Origin of the sequence: Streptomyces sp. FIT100 (genome assembly GCF_024584805.1) — a bacterium.
GTDB lineage: Bacteria > Actinomycetota > Actinomycetes > Streptomycetales > Streptomycetaceae > Streptomyces.
In genome coordinates, this window is record NZ_CP075715.1 from 7,752,300 (window position 1) to 7,769,603 (window position 17,304).

The following is a 17,304-nucleotide window of genomic DNA, read 5'->3' on the forward strand; positions in this document are numbered from 1 at the left end:
GACTACGAGGTCAGCGACGGCAAACTTGCCATCCGCATCATCTGCCAACGGGATTTAACCCCCCAAAGTACCACTGCCCGTGTGGTCCTCACCGCAGTAGGTGTCTACGGAAAAGGCGGCGCTGCGCAGAACATAGCCGCCGGCCTCGGTGTTCCTGTGTATGGCTCCACCATTCCTGTGTCGATGTCCGCCGACCTTCCCATGATGGTCGATGATGAAGACGAATCCTGCTCCTGGAGCCGGGGCGGGGCCATGTCCCGTGCACTGAACCTCCACGGGACGTTCCATCTCTTCCCGCCGGACCCACCCCGCCTTTTCGTGCCCGACGGCTGAATCCAGCTCCCCGGCCACCAGTCGTGCACGTGCAGAGGCCAGATCTGGGCGCGTCAGGGCAGCCGCAGATACCGTGCAATGCAAGGAGAATCAATCATGGGTGAACTTGTTGTCATCACTGGGGATACGGTTACCATTAATCCTCCCAACGATCCGCCGGCGCAATATACGCTGATCCCTCCTACTCCGCTGCCAATTTCAGGATCAAGCCATAATGTCAAGGTTCGAGGTGCAGTTGCCTGCCTGCCTAGCGACGTCGAGAATCTCACAGCGAATTTCACGTACGATTGTGGATCCTATGTGGGCGGAACCGGGACGGTCACCCTGCGGCTCAAGGATGGGAACAAGACGAAGAAGACCAAGAACGGTCAGCCACTTGTCATCAGCGGCACTGCCTTCGATGCGAAGTTCACTTTTGCGTCACCTGCGAATGATCCGCAGAAGGGGCCGGATCCGAACCGGCTCAGTGGTACATCCAAGATGGGGTCAGCTGACTTCACTTCACCGACGAAGAACACCTTCTTCCGGGCGGGGTGAGCCCAGTCCCCGATCCCTGCGACACGACCTGACGCCTGCCATTGCGAGTGGTGTGCCCCGAGGCATTCACGCCGCCCCGAGGTATCCCGCACCGTCAACCGCCCTCCCACAGAAGGCCCTTCCATGATCAATCATGTGGACAACGCCTTAGAGGCCCTCATCAAGCTACTCAACCCTGATCTTTTCGCCGCCAATGGCGACATGAAGATCCTCTTCAGTCCACCGACGAAGGAGACCGTGCAGATCGGTGCTCGGCAGCAACTTATCGACGTCTATCTGTACGATGTTCAGGAGGCGGCAGCGCGCCGGGAGTCGGGGTCCATCGTCGTACGCGACAACAACGCCCGACAGAAGAACCCGGAAACAGGCCGGATGGAGTCGAGACCGGTTTCCCGGCACGCTCCACCGCGATACCTCAAACTCTCCTACATGCTGACCGTGTGGACAGCTGAGCAGAAGGACTCCCATCAGATACTCGGTTTGTTGTTTGCCCACCTGGCAAAGTATCTGGTCCTGAAGTTGCCGAGTTATCCTTGGCCTCACGAGACCGACGCGAAAATGACGGTCTACCAGACGATGTATGCCGAACTGGATGTTGGGCGTCCTCCTGTGCAGGATCGGATTCTCACCGAGTTGTGGACGACGTTCAACAATACACTCGTGCCTTTCCTGAATGTGACGGTGACGGTGCCGGTGCCCGCCTTCACGCCGGAGCAGATCACTCACGTGGTGGAGAAGGTCGTCTCTCCTGTCACTGCGGTGTCTGCGGGCGCGGAGGAATTCGCAGAGCTCTCGCGGGAAGGCGAGCAGCGGTGATGACACGTCGGCAGCAGCACCTCGCTGACGAGGCGGCGGCAGCGGAATCGCAGGATGCGGGCTTGACCCATCTGCTGAGCAGGCTGTCCCTGGTGGAACGGCGGGTGTTCCGGGCGGTGTCCGCGCGGGTGGCTTCCCACCCTCGCGATACGCCCGCCCCTCTGCGCGGCCTGTACGTCTCGGAGGAGGAGGTGGCGTGGCTGTATCACAACCCGGCACTCCCGCTTGCCGAGGACCCGGATGAGCAGGACTGGCTGGCCGCTTGTGAGAAGGAGGCCGATGCGGCCCAGGCCCGCGGGGCGCGACTGCCGCTGCGGGAGTTGAGCGTCGGATTCGGGTTGTCAGCGCTGGACATCGAGGTGCTGCTGATCGCGCTGGCACCTGAGTTGGACCCGTGCTACGAGCGGTTCTACGGCTATCTGCACGATGATGTGAACCGCCGCTTCGCCACCGTGGCGCTGGCGCTGCGCTTGTGCGGGCTGCCCGCCCATTCCGGCGCTGCCCGGGCTCGCCTGGAGCACGGGCCGCTGGTGAGTACGGGGCTGGTACGTCTGGAACAGGAGGAGCTCGCGCTGCCGAGCCGGTCCCTGCGGGTGAACGACCGTGTCACGGCGCACCTCCTGGGCCAGGACGTTCCGCTCACCCCGGACACGGGCATCCGCCTGGTCTGCGAGGCGCCGCCGCAGCCGACGGCTGCACAGGAGCTGGGGCAGGAAGTGGCCGCGATTCTGGGGCAGGGGCACCTTGTGTATCTTCGCGGCCGTCCGGACAGCGCTGTGGATACGGTCGCCGACGCCGCCGCCTGTGAGGGCAATGCACAGGCCGTACGGGTCGACCTCCGCGACCTTTCCCAGGGCTCGCAGATGTGGGCGGTGCTCGAGACGGCGGTGCTGGAGGCACGGTTGCGCGGGTGCGGCCTGCATGTGGGCCCTCTGCTCCGCCCGGAAACCACGGCGGAGACCGCTGAACCCATGTACCGGGAGGTCCTGCGGCCTCTGCGGGACGCCGGCATCCCCGTGGTGATCTCGGGCCAAGCCCCCTGGGATCCCGCCTGGTGCACCTCCGTGCCGGTGATCCTCACCTGCCCGCCCATGAGCCCCCGGCAGAGAGCCGCCATGTGGCGGTCCGAGCTGGACGACACATGCGCTCCGGCAGACCTGGAATCCACCGTCCGTGCCATGGACGCCCACCGGCTCAGCCCCGGCGAGCTACGTGCCGGTGTCCGTGCTGCCCGTACTCAGGCGCAGGCCACCGGCACCGCGCTGGACGTGCCGACGCTGCAGGCCGGCGCGCGCCTGTGGCACGGGAGCGGTCTGGAACGCCTGGCCCGCAGAATCGAACCCAGCGCCCGCCTCACCGACCTCGTCCTGCCCGATCTGCCCCGCGGTCAGCTCGACGCGCTCGTCGTGCGGGCCCGGCACCGCGAGGAAGTCCTCCACGGCTGGGGCATGCTGCCGGGAAGCAGTCGCGGTGCCGGCACCACCGCCCTGTTCACCGGCGACTCCGGCACCGGCAAAACCCTGGCTGCCGAAGCCGTCGCCGCCGAGCTCGGACTGGACCTCTACGTCATCAATCTGGCGACTCTCGTCGACAAATACATCGGAGAAACCGAGAAGAACCTCGAACGCGTCTTCACCCACGCCGAAGGCGTCAGCGCTGTCCTCCTCTTCGACGAGGCCGACGCGATCTTCGGTAAGCGCTCCGAGACGACGAGCGCCCACGACCGCTACGCGAACATCGAAACGGCTTACCTCCTGCAGCGCCTCGAATCCTTCGACGGCATCGGCATCCTCACCACCAATCTCTCCGCCAACATCGACACCGCGTTCACCCGGCGCCTGGACCTGATCATCCACTTCCCGCCACCGGACGAGCACCACCGCCGACTCCTATGGGACCACTGCCTGGGCACCACCATCCCCCGCTCGCCCGGCCTCGACCTCGACCACCTCGCCCGCGCCTTCCCCCTCTCCGGGGGCAGCATCCGCAACTGCGCCATCACCGCCGCTTATCACTCTGCCGCGACCCGCCAGCCGTTCTCCACCAAGACACTCCTGGACGCTGTCCGGGCCGAATACCTCAAACTCGGCCGCATCATCAGCGAACCCTTCTCGGAACCGGCTCATGACGGTGTGACGTCCGGTGATCCTCAGTAAACGGAACCCGGCCGAGCCACACCGCCGTGGATACGTTGCCCACGTCATCCGCTGGGGGCCGGATCGCGCGGAGCCTGTCGGATGGGCCCAATCGGGTGGGGCGCGGGACAGGGGCGCCCCGGAGGAGCTCGCTTTCCGGGCCCAGATGCGGCTGACGAGGCAGGAGCTGCGGTCGGGGCGTCAGGGCTGTGGCGTTGCTGGGGCGCCCGGCGGCACGGATCCTGTCGGGATACGGAGAGCCGGCGCTTGAGCCGGTGGGCGTGACGGGTGAGGCGCCGTCGCAGGAGCTTGTCGACGCGCGAACCAGCTATGGGCAGGTGCTGCGGGGCGAGGAACCCGGCGCCGGTTCGGAGGTTTCCGGCCCAGGTGCCGAGGGCTTGCCCGGGCGCGGGCTGGAGGTGTGGGAAGACGCTCCTCTGGACCCGGCCACGCATAGCGGCAGCGCAGCGCGGCTCCCGTCCCGGGTGGGCCGCTCAGAACAGTTCGGCGGTGTGCGTGTGGCCCCGGGAGCCGCCGACCTGGACCGTGAGGACAGGCCGAACGCCCGGCGTGAGCGTGACCGTGTCGTCCGCGCGCGTCACCCCCCTTACCGCCCAGGGCAGTTCGAGGCTGAGTGTGGTGACCGTACGCCCGGGGTCCGCGACGGCCACGGCGATGGCGTCCCCGCGCCGCTGGATCAGGAGTGTGCCGGGGCCGTCCGACGCGACGCCGCCGGCCTCGGCCGCCGCCCAGAAGTGGACGGCGGTCAGGCCGAGTCGGCGCACCTGCACCGCCTGGACGTCGGGGCTGTTGGCGAGGATGCGCACCGGGCGGGCGAAGGCCCAGGCGGCGGTGTGCGCGGCGCCGAGGCCGGGGAGCAGCACGTATGCGTACTGCGCGGCGGTGGGGGAGACGCCGTGGTCGAGCCAGAGCGTCTCGTAGCGACGGGTGAGCGGGTCAACGGATCCGCCGGTGTCGGCGCCGGTGTTGATGTCGCGCCACGCGCCGGTTCGCTCCTCGCACAGTGTGTGCAGGTCCGCGCCATCGGGGAACACGTACCCGCCGACCTCTTCCAGATGGGCCCACCTGGCGCCGGGGACCTGCGATGGCGTGCCGAGGGTGCCGCGTCGGTGGCGGCCGTCGACGAGGAGCCGGCCGGTACCGTTCGCGTGCAGATTGCGGTTCTCGACGACGGTCTCCACGGTGCGGCCGTCGCTCGCGGTGATGCCGGCGCCGAGCGCGACGACCCCGTCGTCGAGACAGAACCACGCCTTCCGCGCGCGCAGCGTGCTGCCGTTCGCGACCAGTTCCATCGCCGCCGCCCCGTACCGGTCGCGCAGGACCGCGCCGCCCGCGACGGCGTTGGGGGGCCGGTGGGTGCCGGTGCCGGCACCCGTACCCGCGTCGTCGCGGTGGCGGGTGTCCACAGTGGTGCCGGGGAGCCGGTACGGGTCGACGGTCGGCCAGAAGCCGTCGGAGAACTGGGTGCGGTCGTCGTCGTACAGATAGGTCATGCCGTCACCGGTGTACCAGCCGTGCAGGTTCTCGCCGTTGCCCGCTTCGTAGGCGGCGATGCGCTTCGACGACAGGCTGAGGGCGAGGGTCCAGCCGGGGCGGCGGTGCACGACGCGGTCCATGTCGGCGAAGACGGTGTGTCCGACGGGAACGGGCGCGGTGGGTACGTCGGGGTCGTCGAGGACCGCACGGGCGCGCTGGAGCGCGGGGATGTTCGCGAGCGACAGGTACGGCACCTGCGTGTTGCGCCGGATCCAGCCCTTCGCGACGGATCGCCACCGGTGTGCGTACTCCTCGGGGGCCCCGGTGGCCAGGAGGAGCACGTTGGTGGTCGTGCCGGCGCCGGTGTTCACGTCCTGCTCGCGCTGGCGTGAGACGGCTCGGCCGCGTACGGCGTCCATCATCAGCCCGTCGAAGGTGACCGCGGCGAAGCTTCGTTCGACGGCCTCGTGGATGACGGAGATCCCCGGGTCCGTCACGGCCCAGTCGGAGCCGGCGAGAAGGGCGGAGAGGTAGGCGACACGGCCGAGCAGGACGTTGCCGTAGGTGCCGGTGTAGGCGACGTAGGAGTGCTGGACGAACGAGCCGTCGGCGTAGAAGCCGTCGCCCGACGTCACATGCTTGAAGAGGCTGTTCCGTCCCGCGTCGCGGGTGTCGGAGAGACCGTCGCGGGCGAGTGCCAGCTTCGCCGCACTGCGGCCGACGATGCCGCGCAGGGCGACGATCGCGGCCTTGTCGGCCCGGTTGGCTCCCGTCTCGGACAGGCTGGGGGAGTTGGTGCGGCGGTCGGGATCGGGGCAGAACCTGTCCACGGCCGCGCAGTACGCGGCGAGGCGCTCGGCCGGAATGCGGTCGTACAGCAGCACGCAGACGTCCATGAGGTTCCGCGGTGCGCCGATCTCCCAGAACCACCAGTTGCCCGCCTCGGGCCTGCCGGGGTGGTAGGCGCGGTCGTTGAGGAAGGCCAGCGCGTCGACGACCGCCCCGGCGAGCGCCTCGTCGCCGTGAAATGCGGACCCGGGCGTGCTCCACGCGGTGGCGAGCGTGAGCAGCCTCCCGTAGGACTGGCCCATGTTGCCGGCGGCCTCGACGGGTGCCAGGTCGGGCCACAACGCCGTGCGCCCGGTGGTGCGGTCCAGCGCGGACCACTGCGCCTGCGCCGCGCTGTCCAGGGCGGAGAGGGCCGCGTCGAAGACCGGGTCGGCCGGGTCGATGGCTCCGCCTGTGGAGAGTGCGGCGGCGCGCGCCCGCAGGCTGGCGAACGCGTCCGGCTCGGCGGCGGTTTCGGCATAGTTGTCCACCCTGCCCGTGGTGGGGTGCGCCGCGGCGGCGCTCGCACCGACGGGGACCAGCAGGGCACCCGCCCCGGCCGCGAGAAGGCTGCGTCTGCACGGGTCATGGGGATTCATCGACCAACTGCTCCTCGGCTGGTGTGGCGTCCGCGATGTGCTGCCCGACAGGGTGTAAGCGCTTCCTGTCCCAGGGCAAGAGGGCGTCCGGCGTTTCTCCTCTTTTCTATGGTCAGCAGAGGCGTTTGACGGTGTGCATGGGACAGAAACCGCTGCTACTGGCATAGGGCGAGGGGGAGTTGGACCGGACCATCTTGTGCGCCCTCGTATCGGCTGTCACTCTGCTCCCGCACCTGACCGTCACCACACGCACTGCGGGAGGACGCGATGAGGAAGCAAAAGCTGCTGCGGCGGCTCGGTGTGACGACGGGGGTGGTGGCAGGCGCGATGTCCGCGATGCTGTACACCTCCGGGACCGCGGCGGCCGCGGTCACGCCCGGGCATCTGATCAACGCCTACCACTCGATCCCGGGGGCGCCTGCCGAGGGCCTCAACGACATCAGCTACCACGTGATCGTCAACCAGGAACCGACGATCAACATGTTCTTCGCCCAGGCCTTCTACTTCAAGAACGGCCAGGTCGGCTACATGGGGCTTCAGCCGCGCCCGGACGGCAACGACCTCGCGCTGTTCTCCGTCTTCGGCTCCGGCGCCTCCACCACCGACCCCAACTGCCGTGCGGGGGCCGACGGCGGCGAGGGCGTCAGCTGCTCCGTGCGCTATCCCTACCAGACGGGCCGCCAGTACCGGCTGAAGATCCAGAACGTCGGCGGCTCGAAGTGGGAGGGCATCGTCTACGACACGGTGACGGCCACGACCACACACATCGGCAGCTGGACGGTGTCGTCGTCCGCGGGCAAACTCAAGCCCAACGGGACGATGTTCATGGAGGCCTGGCAGTCGGTCGCCGACTGCAACGCGGTGCCGAAGGCGTCGGCCTACTTCTCCAATCCGCAGGGCCACGGCAGCAGCCTCCGCGGCTCCTTCACCAGCGCCGTGCTGCTGGGTCCGTGCAAGGACAAGGCGAGCTACTCGATCCAGTCGTCCGGCCTGACGGGCACGACGGGCTGAGGCGCAGCCTCAAGAGGCGCCGGGCGTGGCCGCTGCTGGACGCGGTGACGTGGGCCGCGCGATCACGTCCGGGGCCGCCGGCGCCACGGTCGCCGGCTTCGGGAGGCGATGTGCGACGCCCGGCGTGCGCTCCTGGTTCGGCTGCCGCGGCCTGCGCCTCCGTCGACCGGTGTTTCAGTCGAGGACCGCCAGGTGGTCGGCGGCGCCTCCGCGCCACTCGACCATGAAAAGGGTGGCGTCGTCGCTGGTGCGCCCACCGCGCTCCTTCTTGAGCGTGTGGGAGAGCCGGCGCAGATCTGCCCGCACCCCGTCTGACGGCTCATCCCCCTGACGGTTGACGCAGCCGATGAGGCGTTCCTCGCCGAACGGCTTCCCGCCGGCGACATGCTCCTCGATGATGCCGTCGGTATAGCACAGCACCCGGTCGCCCTGCCGGAGCATGTGCTGTCTGACCCGGGGCTGCTCGCCTCCGAAGCCGACGGGCAACGTCGTGGCGCTCTCCAACTGCCGCACGACCCTGCCGTCGCGGATCAACAGCGGCGCGGGGTGACCTGCGTTGACCAGTTCGAGCTCGCCGGTGGTGATGTTGATGTGCATGAGCTGTGCTGTGACGAAGTGGTCGGGCCCGAACTGCTGGGAGATGGCGTCGTCCATGAACGTGTACTTCTCGGGCAGACTGATGAATACGCGGCGGGCGTGGCGGTAGGCACCGATGGCGATGGTCGCCATCGCGGCGGCGTCCAATCCGTGGCCCATCGCGTCGATCACGGCCATGTGAAGAATGTTGTCGTTGAGGGCGTAGTCGAAGCTGTCACCGGCGACGCGGTAGGCAGGCTCCAGGATGCCGGCCACCTCGACCTGCGGCACGGACATCGTCAGCGGAGGCAGCAGGCTCCACTGGATCTCCGCGGACACGCTCATCGGCTCCCGACGCCGGGCATGAAAAGACTGGTCGGTGTAAGCGTTCTTGGTGGCCAGGATGTCGGCGACGAGGCCGGCGAGTCTGCCCAGCAGGCGCCGGTCGTCGTTGTCGAGGGCGTCCATGGTGACGGCCATCACGCCCACCTGGTCGCTGCCGTCCAGCAGCGGCAGGTAGATCCGGACGTCGCGGGCCTGCGGCACCTCGACGGCCTGCGCGCGCAAGAAGGCCCGGCCGGCGGGGGAGCCGAACACCGGCTCGGGCTGACTGACGTGCAGGTTCCTGCCCGGCAGCGGCACCAGCAGCTCCTGCGCGTAGTCCTGGAGCAGGATGGAGACGTCACGACCGCCGATCCTCGCCACCTCCTCCGCGACCAGCGGCGCGACCAGCTGTGGCGGCAGCAGGCGCGCCCTGTCCAGCAGTACGCCGAGCAGTCGCTCACCGAAGCCCTCCGACCGATCCACGATCTCCTCGTCCATGGCCCGGTTCGCCGCCTCATTCCTGCCATCCAGCCGGTCACTGTCTCTGTACAACGTGACCTGGAGTCCGGTGGAGTTTGCTGATTACGCCATGCGCGGCATGTTGGGCGGCGTTGTTCGGCGGCTGTCACTCCTTGTCCGGGGAAGGTCTTGCCGAAGGAGACGATCAAGATGTCACCCCTTCGGCGAGCGCCGAGTGGTGTCACATTGCGCCGGCAAGGCCGGGTAGCCGTGCACTGCGAGGGGCGCCTGGCGGGTGACCTGCCTGGTCAGGCGCCCCCCGCTCCCGCGTCTAGAAGAAGCCGAGTTTCTGCGGCGCGTACGACACCAGCAGATTCTTCGTCTGCTGGTAGTGGTCGAGCATCATCTTGTGGGTCTCACGGCCGATGCCGGACTGCTTGTAGCCGCCGAACGCCGCGTGCGCCGGATACGCGTGGTAGCAGTTCGTCCAGACCCGGCCCGCCTGGATGGCCCGGCCCGCGCGGTACGCCTGGTTGATGTCGCGCGTCCAGACGCCCGCGCCCAGGCCGTACAGCGTGTCGTTCGCCGTCCTGATCGCGTCGTCGAAGTCCGAGAACGAGGTCACCGCCACGACCGGGCCGAAGATCTCCTCCTGGAAGATCCGCATCCGGTTGTCGCCCTCGAAGATCGTCGGCTGGACGTAGTAGCCGCCTGCGAGCTCGCCGTCGTACTCGATCCGCTGACCGCCCGTCAGGATCTTCGCGCCCTCCTGCTGGCCGATGTCCAGGTAGGACAGGATCTTCTGGAGCTGGTCGTTGGACGCCTGCGCGCCGATCATCGTCTCCGTGTCCAGGGGGTGACCGGGCACGATCGCCTCGGTACGGGCGATCCCGGCGTCCAGGAACTCGCTGTAGTGCCCGCGCTGGATCAGCGCCCGGGAGGGGCAGGTGCACACCTCGCCCTGGTTGAGGGCGAACATTGTGAAGCCCTCCAGCGCCTTGTCGCGCAGCTCGTCGTCCGCGGACCAGATGTCGTCGAAGAAGATGTTCGGCGACTTGCCGCCCAGCTCCAGCGTCACCGGCTTGATGTTCTCGGACGCGTACTGCATGATCAGCCGGCCCGTCGTGGTCTCGCCCGTGAAGGCGACCTTCGCGACGCGCGGGCTGGACGCGAGCGGCTTGCCCGCCTCCGCGCCGAAGCCGTTGACGATGTTCACGACGCCCGGCGGGAGCAGATCGGCGACGAGGCTCATCCAGAAGTGGACGGACGCCGGGGTCTGTTCGGCGGGCTTCAGGACGACGGCGTTGCCCGCGGCCAGCGCGGGGGCCAGCTTCCAGACCGCCATCAGGATGGGGAAGTTCCACGGAATGATCTGCGCCACGACGCCGAGCGGCTCGTGGAAGTGGTAGGCGACCGTCGAGTCGTCCAGTTCGCTCAGCGATCCCTCCTGGGCCCGCAGCACCCCCGCGAAGTAGCGGAAGTGGTCGATGGCCAGCGGGATGTCGGCGGCCAGCGTCTCCCGGACCGGCTTGCCGTTCTCCCAGCTCTCCGCGACCGCCAGCTCCTCCAGATGCGCCTCCATCCGGTCGGCGATCCGCAGCAGGATGTTCGCCCGTGCCTCGGGCGCGGTACGCCCCCACGCCGGGGCCGCGGCGTGCGCGGCGTCCAGGGCGCGCTCGACGTCCTCCGCGGTGCCCCGGGCGATCTCGGTGAAGGGCTGCCCGTTGACGGGGCTGGGGTTCTCGAAGTACCGGCCCTGGGCGGGCGGCACGGACTCCCCGCCGATCCAGTGGTCGTAGCGGGGTGCGAACGTGACGATGGCGCCGTCCGTGCCCGGCGCTGCGTATCGGGTCATCTGGCAGACCTCCCGAGGTTGCCGCCGCCCGCCGTTGGACGGCGCTCGGCGTCGACGCTACGAGGGGCGACGTTGCAACCGGGTTGCGGCGTACGTCCCGCGCCGCGGGGACGGGCCACGCCGAGTGCTCGTCGAGGCCGTGCTACGCCGAGTACTCCTCGTCCAGCTCGCGCACACGGGCCTGTGCAGCAGCCCGCCGCCCCCGCGGCAGCACCGCGGCAAGCGCCTGCCACGCCGCCAGGTCGTCCTCGCCCCACGGGCTGTACGCCCAGTCCGACAGCAGCCCCGGATCGCCGCGCGCGATGACCGCGGCACGCAGCTGGTCCGCCAGCCGCCGCCGAAGCCGTACGACACCGGGGGCCCGGGACCCCGGGAGCAGCGGGCCCGCGTACCCGCTGACCGCCGCCGCCACCGCGCCCGAGGCGAGCCGGCGCGCCGCCGCGTCGAAGTCCGCGTCGACCGGCACCGCCAGCCGGTACGGGCGTGACAGCAGCAGCCGCGGCCCCAGCAGGGCGCGCAGCCGGGAGAGTTCGGCGCGCAGCGTGACCGGGGTGACGTGCTCGTCCTCGTACAGCTCCAGCAGCAGCTCGTCCCCGCTCAGCCCTTCCGGACGGCGGGCGAGCATCACGAGGATCTCGCTGTGCCGGCGGCTGAGACGCAGCTTGCGGCCCTCCGCGACCAGCAGCGCCTCGTCCCGCCCGAGCGCCGTCAGCCGCACCGACCCCTCCGCGGGCCGCGGCGCCAGCAGCGCCAGCTGCGACTCGGCCGCCCGCGCCACCGCCCCCACGAACGCCAGGCTGTGCGGATGCGCCAGCGGGTTGCCGCCGGTGATGTCCACCGCGCCCAGCAGCCGTCCGCTGTGCGGGTCGTGCACGGGCGCCGCCGCGCACGTCCACTCCTGGACCGGCCGCCGGAAGTGCTCGGCCGCGAACACCTGGACGGGGCGGTCGAGCGCGATCGCTGTGCCCGGCGCGTTCGTCCCTGCCACGGACTCGGTCCAGCGCGCACCTTCCACGAAGTTCATCCGCCGCGCGCGCCGCCGGGTGTCCGGATGCCCCTCGACCCACAGCAGCCGCGCCTGCGCGTCGCACACCGCGACCAGATGCTCGCCGTCGACGGCGTACACGCCCATCAGCTCCCGGATGACCGGCATCACGCGCGAGAGCGGATGCCCGTCCCGGTACGCGCCGAGCTCGTCGTCGGCGAGCTCCACACTCGCCGTGCCCTCCGGGGCGACATGCGCCCGTGCACAGCGCTGCCACGACTCGGCCACGACGGGCCGTACGGTCCGCTCGACGCGGCCCGCCGTCGCGAACCGCTCGTACGCCCGGCGCAGCTCGCTGCCCCGCCGCACCGGATCGCCGCCGGTACCCAGAGCCACCCAGGACCCGGTCACGCCGGTCACGTCGGTCGACTCGGTCAACGCGTCCTCCCGGTGGGTGACTTGTGCGCACGGCGCGCACGTGCCTACGTCCGCGGCACCCATCGTCGTCCGGGACCCGGGCCCCGACAAGGCGTACGGAGCCGCCGTACCGGGCGGTCACGTCCTGGGCGGCAGACGGTGCAGCTCCACCTGCGTCAGTCGTCCCCGCGAGACGGCCGCCGTCACGTACGTGCAGTACGGCTGACGCCGCCTGTCGGTCGGCGAACCCGGGTTGAGCAGCCGCGGACCGCCCTGCGCGGTCGTGTCCCAGGGGATGTGGCTGTGGCCGAAGACGAGCACGTCCAGGTCAGGAAAGTGCTCGGCGCATCGCCGTTCCCGGCCCTGCGCCGGACCCGTCTCGTGCACGACACCGAAGCGCAGCCCGCCCAGTTCGGCGTACGCCACTTCGGGCAGGCGCGCCCGCAGCGCCGGTCCGTCGTTGTTCCCGAACACCCCGATCAGCCGCCGGGCCCGCGCCTCGAAGAGGTCGAGCGTGGCCTCGTCCACCCAGTCGCCCGCGTGGAAGACGACGTCGGCCCCGGCGATGGCCGCGAGCAGCTCGTCGGGCAGCCTCCGGGCCCGCGCGGGCACATGCGTGTCGGACGTCAGCAACAGCCGCACCGGGCCACCTCCCGCTCCGTCCCGGCGGACGTGGTCGGCGGCTGCCCGCCGGGGTCACGCAGCCGCCACCTACGACACAGGATCGCCCAGCGACGCCCGGAGTGGGGTGGCTGGGCGATGACAACCTCGGTCCGTCACAGTGGCGCAGAGTCCGCGCACCGTTCCAGTGCGTGAGTGCGTGAGTGCGTGGTGGCCGGTGGCCGGTGGCCGGTGTCCGTGCCGGACCGGGGCGTGGTTCAGGCGGCGATGGCGGCGGGCGCGGCCGCCGGGTCGAGCACGTCCTTGCCGTACAGCTCCTGGACCCAGCTGGTCTGGTAGATCGTCTCCAGGTAGCGCTCGCCGAGATCGGGGGAGAGGGCCACGGCGGTGAGCGGCGGGAGGCCGGGCCTGTGGTGCGCGTCGAGCCAGCGCAGCGCGCCGCTGACGACCGTGCCCGTGGAGCCGCCGAAGAGGAAGCCGTGGCGGGCGAGGCGGTGGCAGGTGCGGATCGTGTCGGCCTCCGGCACGTGGACGACATCGTCGACCAGGTCGGTGTCCAGCAGCGGAGGCCGTACGCCGGCGCCGAGGCCGGGGATCATCCGCGGGGCCGGGGCGCCTCCGAAGGACACCGAGCCGGTGCTGTCGACGGCGACGATACGCACCGGGCGGTGCCACTGGCGGAACCAGCGGGCGCAGCCCATCAGCGTCCCGGTGGTCCCGGCCCCGACGAACAGGACGTCCAGGCGGGGGAACTGGCGCGCGATGGCAGGTGCAGTGGCGCGGTAGTGGGCCATGGCCGCATGGGGGTTGGTGTACTGGTTGAGCCACACGTAACGCTCGTCCGAGGCGAGCAGGGTGCGTACGTGTGCGATACGTGCGGCCAGCAGCCCGCCCTCCGCGGCGGGTTCGGCGATCACGTGGACCTGGGCACCCAGGGCTTCCATGAGGAGCCGGGTCGACAGGTTGCAGCGTGAGTCCGTCACGCACACGAACCGGTAGCCCCGGCTGGCCGCGATCATGCTCAGCGCCACGCCCAGGTTGCCCGAGGTCGACTCGACGATGACCGAACCCTCCGTGAGCAGCCCGTCACGTTCGGCGGCCTCGACCATCGCCTTGGCGGCCTTGAGCTTGACGGAGCCGGCGAAGTTGAAGCCCTCGCACTTGAGGAACAGCGGCTTCCTGAGGGTGTCCCTGAGGTCGATGTAGAGCTCGTCCTCGTTGAATTCCTGGGGAGTGGATATGACCGGCACGGTCGCCTCCTCGTCAGTCCCTGTCTCGGTCTCGCGCCCGGTGCGCTTTCCCGTCCGCTTCGGGGCGGTCCGGGACATCTCCAGTACGCCCTCTGCACCGCGGCGCGTCATGCCACCGGAATTCGGGGCTTGACATGCGCCGCGGGCACGGCTAGAGGCCTGCTCCGGCCGGCGAGCCTGCGGCAGCTACCAGCGGCGATGGGTCGTGTCAAGGCCCGAATTCCAGGGGCAGGACAGGGCCGCACGGGACTGGGCCTACTGGTGGGGCGAGGCCGTGGGGCATCCGTCCGCCGGACAGGGCCGGACGGCGTCGCTTTCCAAGCGTTTCAAGGGAGTTCACGTGACAGGCAATACCGTTCAGGTCCCGCAGGACCGTGTGGAGCAGGACTTCGCCGAGGTGCTGGCCGACGTGGTGAGCGCCGAGCAGGTGCCGGTGGACAGCCACTTCTTCCACGACCTGGGTGCCGACTCGCTCGTGATGGCGCGGTTCTGCGCGCGGATCAGGAAGCGGGCGGACCTGCCGCCGGTGTCGATGAAGGACGTCTACCGCAACCCCACCGTCCGCAGCCTCGCCACCGCGCTCACGCCGGCCCTGACGTCCGCTGCCGGCCCCGGGCCGGGGCCGGCAGCGGACGTGTCCCTGTCCGTGTCCGTTCCGGCCGTACCCGGCCCTGCACCCGCGTCCGCATCTGTGTCCGCATCTGCGTCCGCACCTGTGTCCCCGGCGGGCTCCGTCCCCGCACCGGCGTCCGCCACGGACCCGGTGGCGGAGACCGGCCGGGCCGGTGCGCGGCAGGGGTCGTACGTGATCTGCGGGATCCTGCAGCTCCTGCTGTTCCTCGGGTACTCGTGCCTCGCCGCGCTGGCCGCCGTCGAAGGCGGCGCCTGGGTGGCGGATGCCTCAGGTGCCGCCGGTGCCTATGCGCGGTCGGTGGCCGTGGCGGCCGTGGGCCTCGCGGGCCTGTGCGCGTTCCCCGTGGCCGCGAAGTGGATCCTGATCGGCCGGTTCACGGAACGGCAGTTCCCGGTGTGGAGCCTGGCCTATGTGCGCTTCTGGTGTGTGCGCACGCTGATCCGCACCAGCCCGGTGCGGCTCTTCATCGGCTCACCGCTGTACACGCTGTACCTGCGGGCACTCGGCGCACGGATCGGCCGCAATGTGGCGGTGTTCTCCACGCACGCGCCGGTCTGCGCCGATCTGCTGACGATCGGGGACGGCACGGTGATCCGCCGGAATGTGTTCCTCGCCTGCTACCGGGCCGAGTCAGGCCGTATCCGCACAGGCCGCGTCACGCTCGGCCGCGATGTCCACGTCGGTGACCAGTGCGTGCTGGAGACCGGCACGTCGATGGGCGACGGCGCCCGGCTGGGACATGCCTCCGCGCTGTTCGAGGGCCAGAGCGTGCCCGCGGGAGCGTACTGGCACGGCAGCCCGGCGCAGCCGGCGCCTGTCCCGCCCCCGGCACTCCCCGCCCTCGCCCCCACGGCTACGGCTACGGCCACGGGAACGAGCCCGGGAACGGATGCGAGCCCGGGAACGGGAACGGGTGCGGGTCCGCACTCCGACCCGGCAGCCGTGGCCGGTGACCGGCGGCGGTGGGCCTATCCGCTGCTGCAACTGCTGGCCCAGGTCGGCATCGTCCTGCCGGTGGCCTTCTTCACCGCGGAGATCGTCCTCACCCGCGTCCCGCCGCTGAACGTGCTCACCGGCCACCGCCCGGGCGCCTTCACCAGCGTCGCGTTCTACGCGGAGGCCCTGGCCGGCTCGTTCGTCCTGTTCTTCGGCGCGGTGCTGGCCGGCCTGGCGGTGACGATGATCGTGCCCCGGCTGCTCAACCGCCTGATCGAGCCGGACAAGGTCTACCCGCTGTACGGCGTGCACTACGCCGTGCACCGCGGCGTGGCCGCCCTGACCAACCGGATGTTCCTCACCACCCTCTTCGGCGACAGCTCCGCCATCGTGCACTATCTGCGCCGACTCGGTTACGACCTGTGCCGCATCGAGCAGACGGGGTCGAACTTCGGCATCGAGGTCAAGCACGACAGCCCGTACCTGAGCAGGATCGGCACCGGAACGATGGTCGCCGACGGGCTCAACCTGATCAACGCCGAGTACTCCGGCACCTCCTTCCGCCTCTCCCGGGTCGCCGTCGGGGCGCACAGCTTCCTCGGCAACAACATCGCCTACCCGTCCGGCGGCAGGACCGGCGACAACTGCCTGCTGGCGACCAAGGTCCAGGTGCCCCTCGACGGACCGGTACGCGAGGGCGTGGGGCTGCTGGGCTCCCCGTGTTTCGAGATCCCGCGCACCGTGACGCGCGACAACGTGCTGCGCGAGCCCGCCGGCGGCCTGGACCCGGCACGGCTGCTGGCCGCCAAGAACCGGCACAACACGCTCACCGCGGCCCTGTACCTGCTGGTGCGCTGGCTGCACTTCTTCCTGATCACCCTCATCGCGGCGGGCGCCACCGCCCTTCACGCGGTGGTCGGCGCACCGGTGATCGCGGTGGCCGGTGCCCTCGTCCTGGCCTGCACCGTCGTCCACTACGCGCTGTTCGAACGGGCCGTCACGCGCTTCCGTTCCCTGGCGCCGCTGAACTGCTCGATCTACGAGGACGCCTTCTGGCGGCACGAACGCTTCTGGAAGCTGGCCTCCATCGGCTACGAGCAGATCTTCGACGGCACCCCGTACAAGAACCTCGTCTGGCGACTCCTCGGAGTGCGCCTGGGCAAGCGGGTCTTCGACGACGGCTGCTCCATCGTCGAGCGCACGCTGACCGCCATCGGCGACGAGTGCACCCTCAACGCGGGCAGCGTGATCCAGTGCCACTCCCAGGAGGACGGCGCCTTCAAGTCCGACCACACCACCCTCGCCGCGCGCTGCACCCTCGGCGTCGGCGCCTTCGTCCACTACGGCGTGAGCATCGGCGAAGGAGCCCAACTCGCCTGCGACTCCTTCTTGATGAAGGGCGAGGAGATCCCCGAAGGCGCCCGCTGGGGCGGCAACCCGGCCCGGCCCGTGCCCCTGCAGGCCGGCAAGTGACCCCAAGCATCCAACCGG

At 69.9% G+C, this 17,304-nt stretch carries 11 protein-coding genes; 5 read left to right on the forward strand and 6 right to left on the reverse strand.

Features of this window, described 5'->3' with window-relative positions; all coding sequences use genetic code 11:
• Positions 1 to 429 precede the first annotated feature (429 nt).
• The 3 genes from KK483_RS34380 to KK483_RS34390 all read left to right on the forward strand — a co-directional run bounded on the left by KK483_RS34380 (position 430) and on the right by KK483_RS34390 (position 3,842).
• The gene (locus KK483_RS34380; protein WP_262009128.1) at positions 430 to 870 is read left to right on the forward strand and encodes a hypothetical protein; all 441 of its coding nucleotides are present in this window, start codon (positions 430 to 432) and stop codon (positions 868 to 870) included.
• Positions 871 to 993: 123 nt separating this feature from the next.
• Positions 994 to 1,686 carry a DUF4255 domain-containing protein gene (locus KK483_RS34385; RefSeq protein WP_262009129.1) on the forward strand — a complete coding sequence of 231 codons (693 nt, stop codon included), beginning with the start codon at positions 994 to 996 and terminating at the stop codon, positions 1,684 to 1,686.
• Positions 1,687 to 1,748: 62 nt separating this feature from the next.
• Positions 1,749 to 3,842 (forward strand): ATP-binding protein, encoded by a 2,094-nt coding sequence (locus tag KK483_RS34390; RefSeq protein ID WP_262009130.1) that lies wholly within the window; start codon positions 1,749 to 1,751, stop codon positions 3,840 to 3,842.
• Positions 3,843 to 4,315: 473 nt separating this feature from the next.
• Here the strand turns inward: KK483_RS34390 and KK483_RS34395 are convergent, their stop codons facing one another.
• Complete coding sequence (locus tag KK483_RS34395; protein ID WP_262009131.1) at positions 4,316 to 6,745, reverse strand: polysaccharide lyase 8 family protein; 2,430 nt, start codon at positions 6,743 to 6,745, stop codon at positions 4,316 to 4,318.
• Between the two features lie 267 nt (positions 6,746 to 7,012).
• Between KK483_RS34395 and KK483_RS34400 the strand changes: the two genes are divergently transcribed.
• Positions 7,013 to 7,756 carry a DUF3472 domain-containing protein gene (locus KK483_RS34400; protein ID WP_262009132.1) on the forward strand — a complete coding sequence of 248 codons (744 nt, stop codon included), beginning with the start codon at positions 7,013 to 7,015 and terminating at the stop codon, positions 7,754 to 7,756.
• Positions 7,757 to 7,930: 174 nt separating this feature from the next.
• On the opposite strand, the gene KK483_RS34405 is transcribed toward KK483_RS34400, so the two are convergent.
• From KK483_RS34405 to sbnA, 5 genes are all read right to left on the reverse strand, one after another.
• Positions 7,931 to 9,154 (reverse strand): PP2C family protein-serine/threonine phosphatase, encoded by a 1,224-nt coding sequence (locus KK483_RS34405; RefSeq protein WP_262009133.1) that lies wholly within the window; start codon positions 9,152 to 9,154, stop codon positions 7,931 to 7,933.
• 292 nt (positions 9,155 to 9,446) lie between these two features.
• A complete protein-coding gene (locus KK483_RS34410) occupies positions 9,447 to 10,970 on the reverse strand; it encodes an aldehyde dehydrogenase family protein (protein WP_262009134.1) in 1,524 nt (507 codons plus the stop codon).
• A gap of 142 nt (positions 10,971 to 11,112) precedes the next feature.
• On the reverse strand, positions 11,113 to 12,366 hold the full coding sequence (locus tag KK483_RS34415; protein WP_399016283.1) for a GAF domain-containing protein: 1,254 nt from the start codon (positions 12,364 to 12,366) through the stop codon (positions 11,113 to 11,115).
• A gap of 144 nt (positions 12,367 to 12,510) precedes the next feature.
• Positions 12,511 to 13,014 carry a metallophosphoesterase gene (locus KK483_RS34420; RefSeq protein WP_262009135.1) on the reverse strand — a complete coding sequence of 168 codons (504 nt, stop codon included), beginning with the start codon at positions 13,012 to 13,014 and terminating at the stop codon, positions 12,511 to 12,513.
• A 236-nt stretch (positions 13,015 to 13,250) separates the two neighbouring features.
• Positions 13,251 to 14,243, reverse strand: a complete 993-nt coding sequence (gene sbnA / locus KK483_RS34425; RefSeq protein WP_262009136.1) for a 2,3-diaminopropionate biosynthesis protein SbnA — start codon at positions 14,241 to 14,243, stop codon at positions 13,251 to 13,253.
• 340 nt (positions 14,244 to 14,583) lie between these two features.
• Here sbnA and KK483_RS34430 point away from each other — a divergent pair, with 340 nt between their 5' ends.
• Complete coding sequence (locus KK483_RS34430) at positions 14,584 to 17,286, forward strand: Pls/PosA family non-ribosomal peptide synthetase (protein ID WP_262009137.1); 2,703 nt, start codon at positions 14,584 to 14,586, stop codon at positions 17,284 to 17,286.
• Positions 17,287 to 17,304 lie beyond the last annotated feature (18 nt).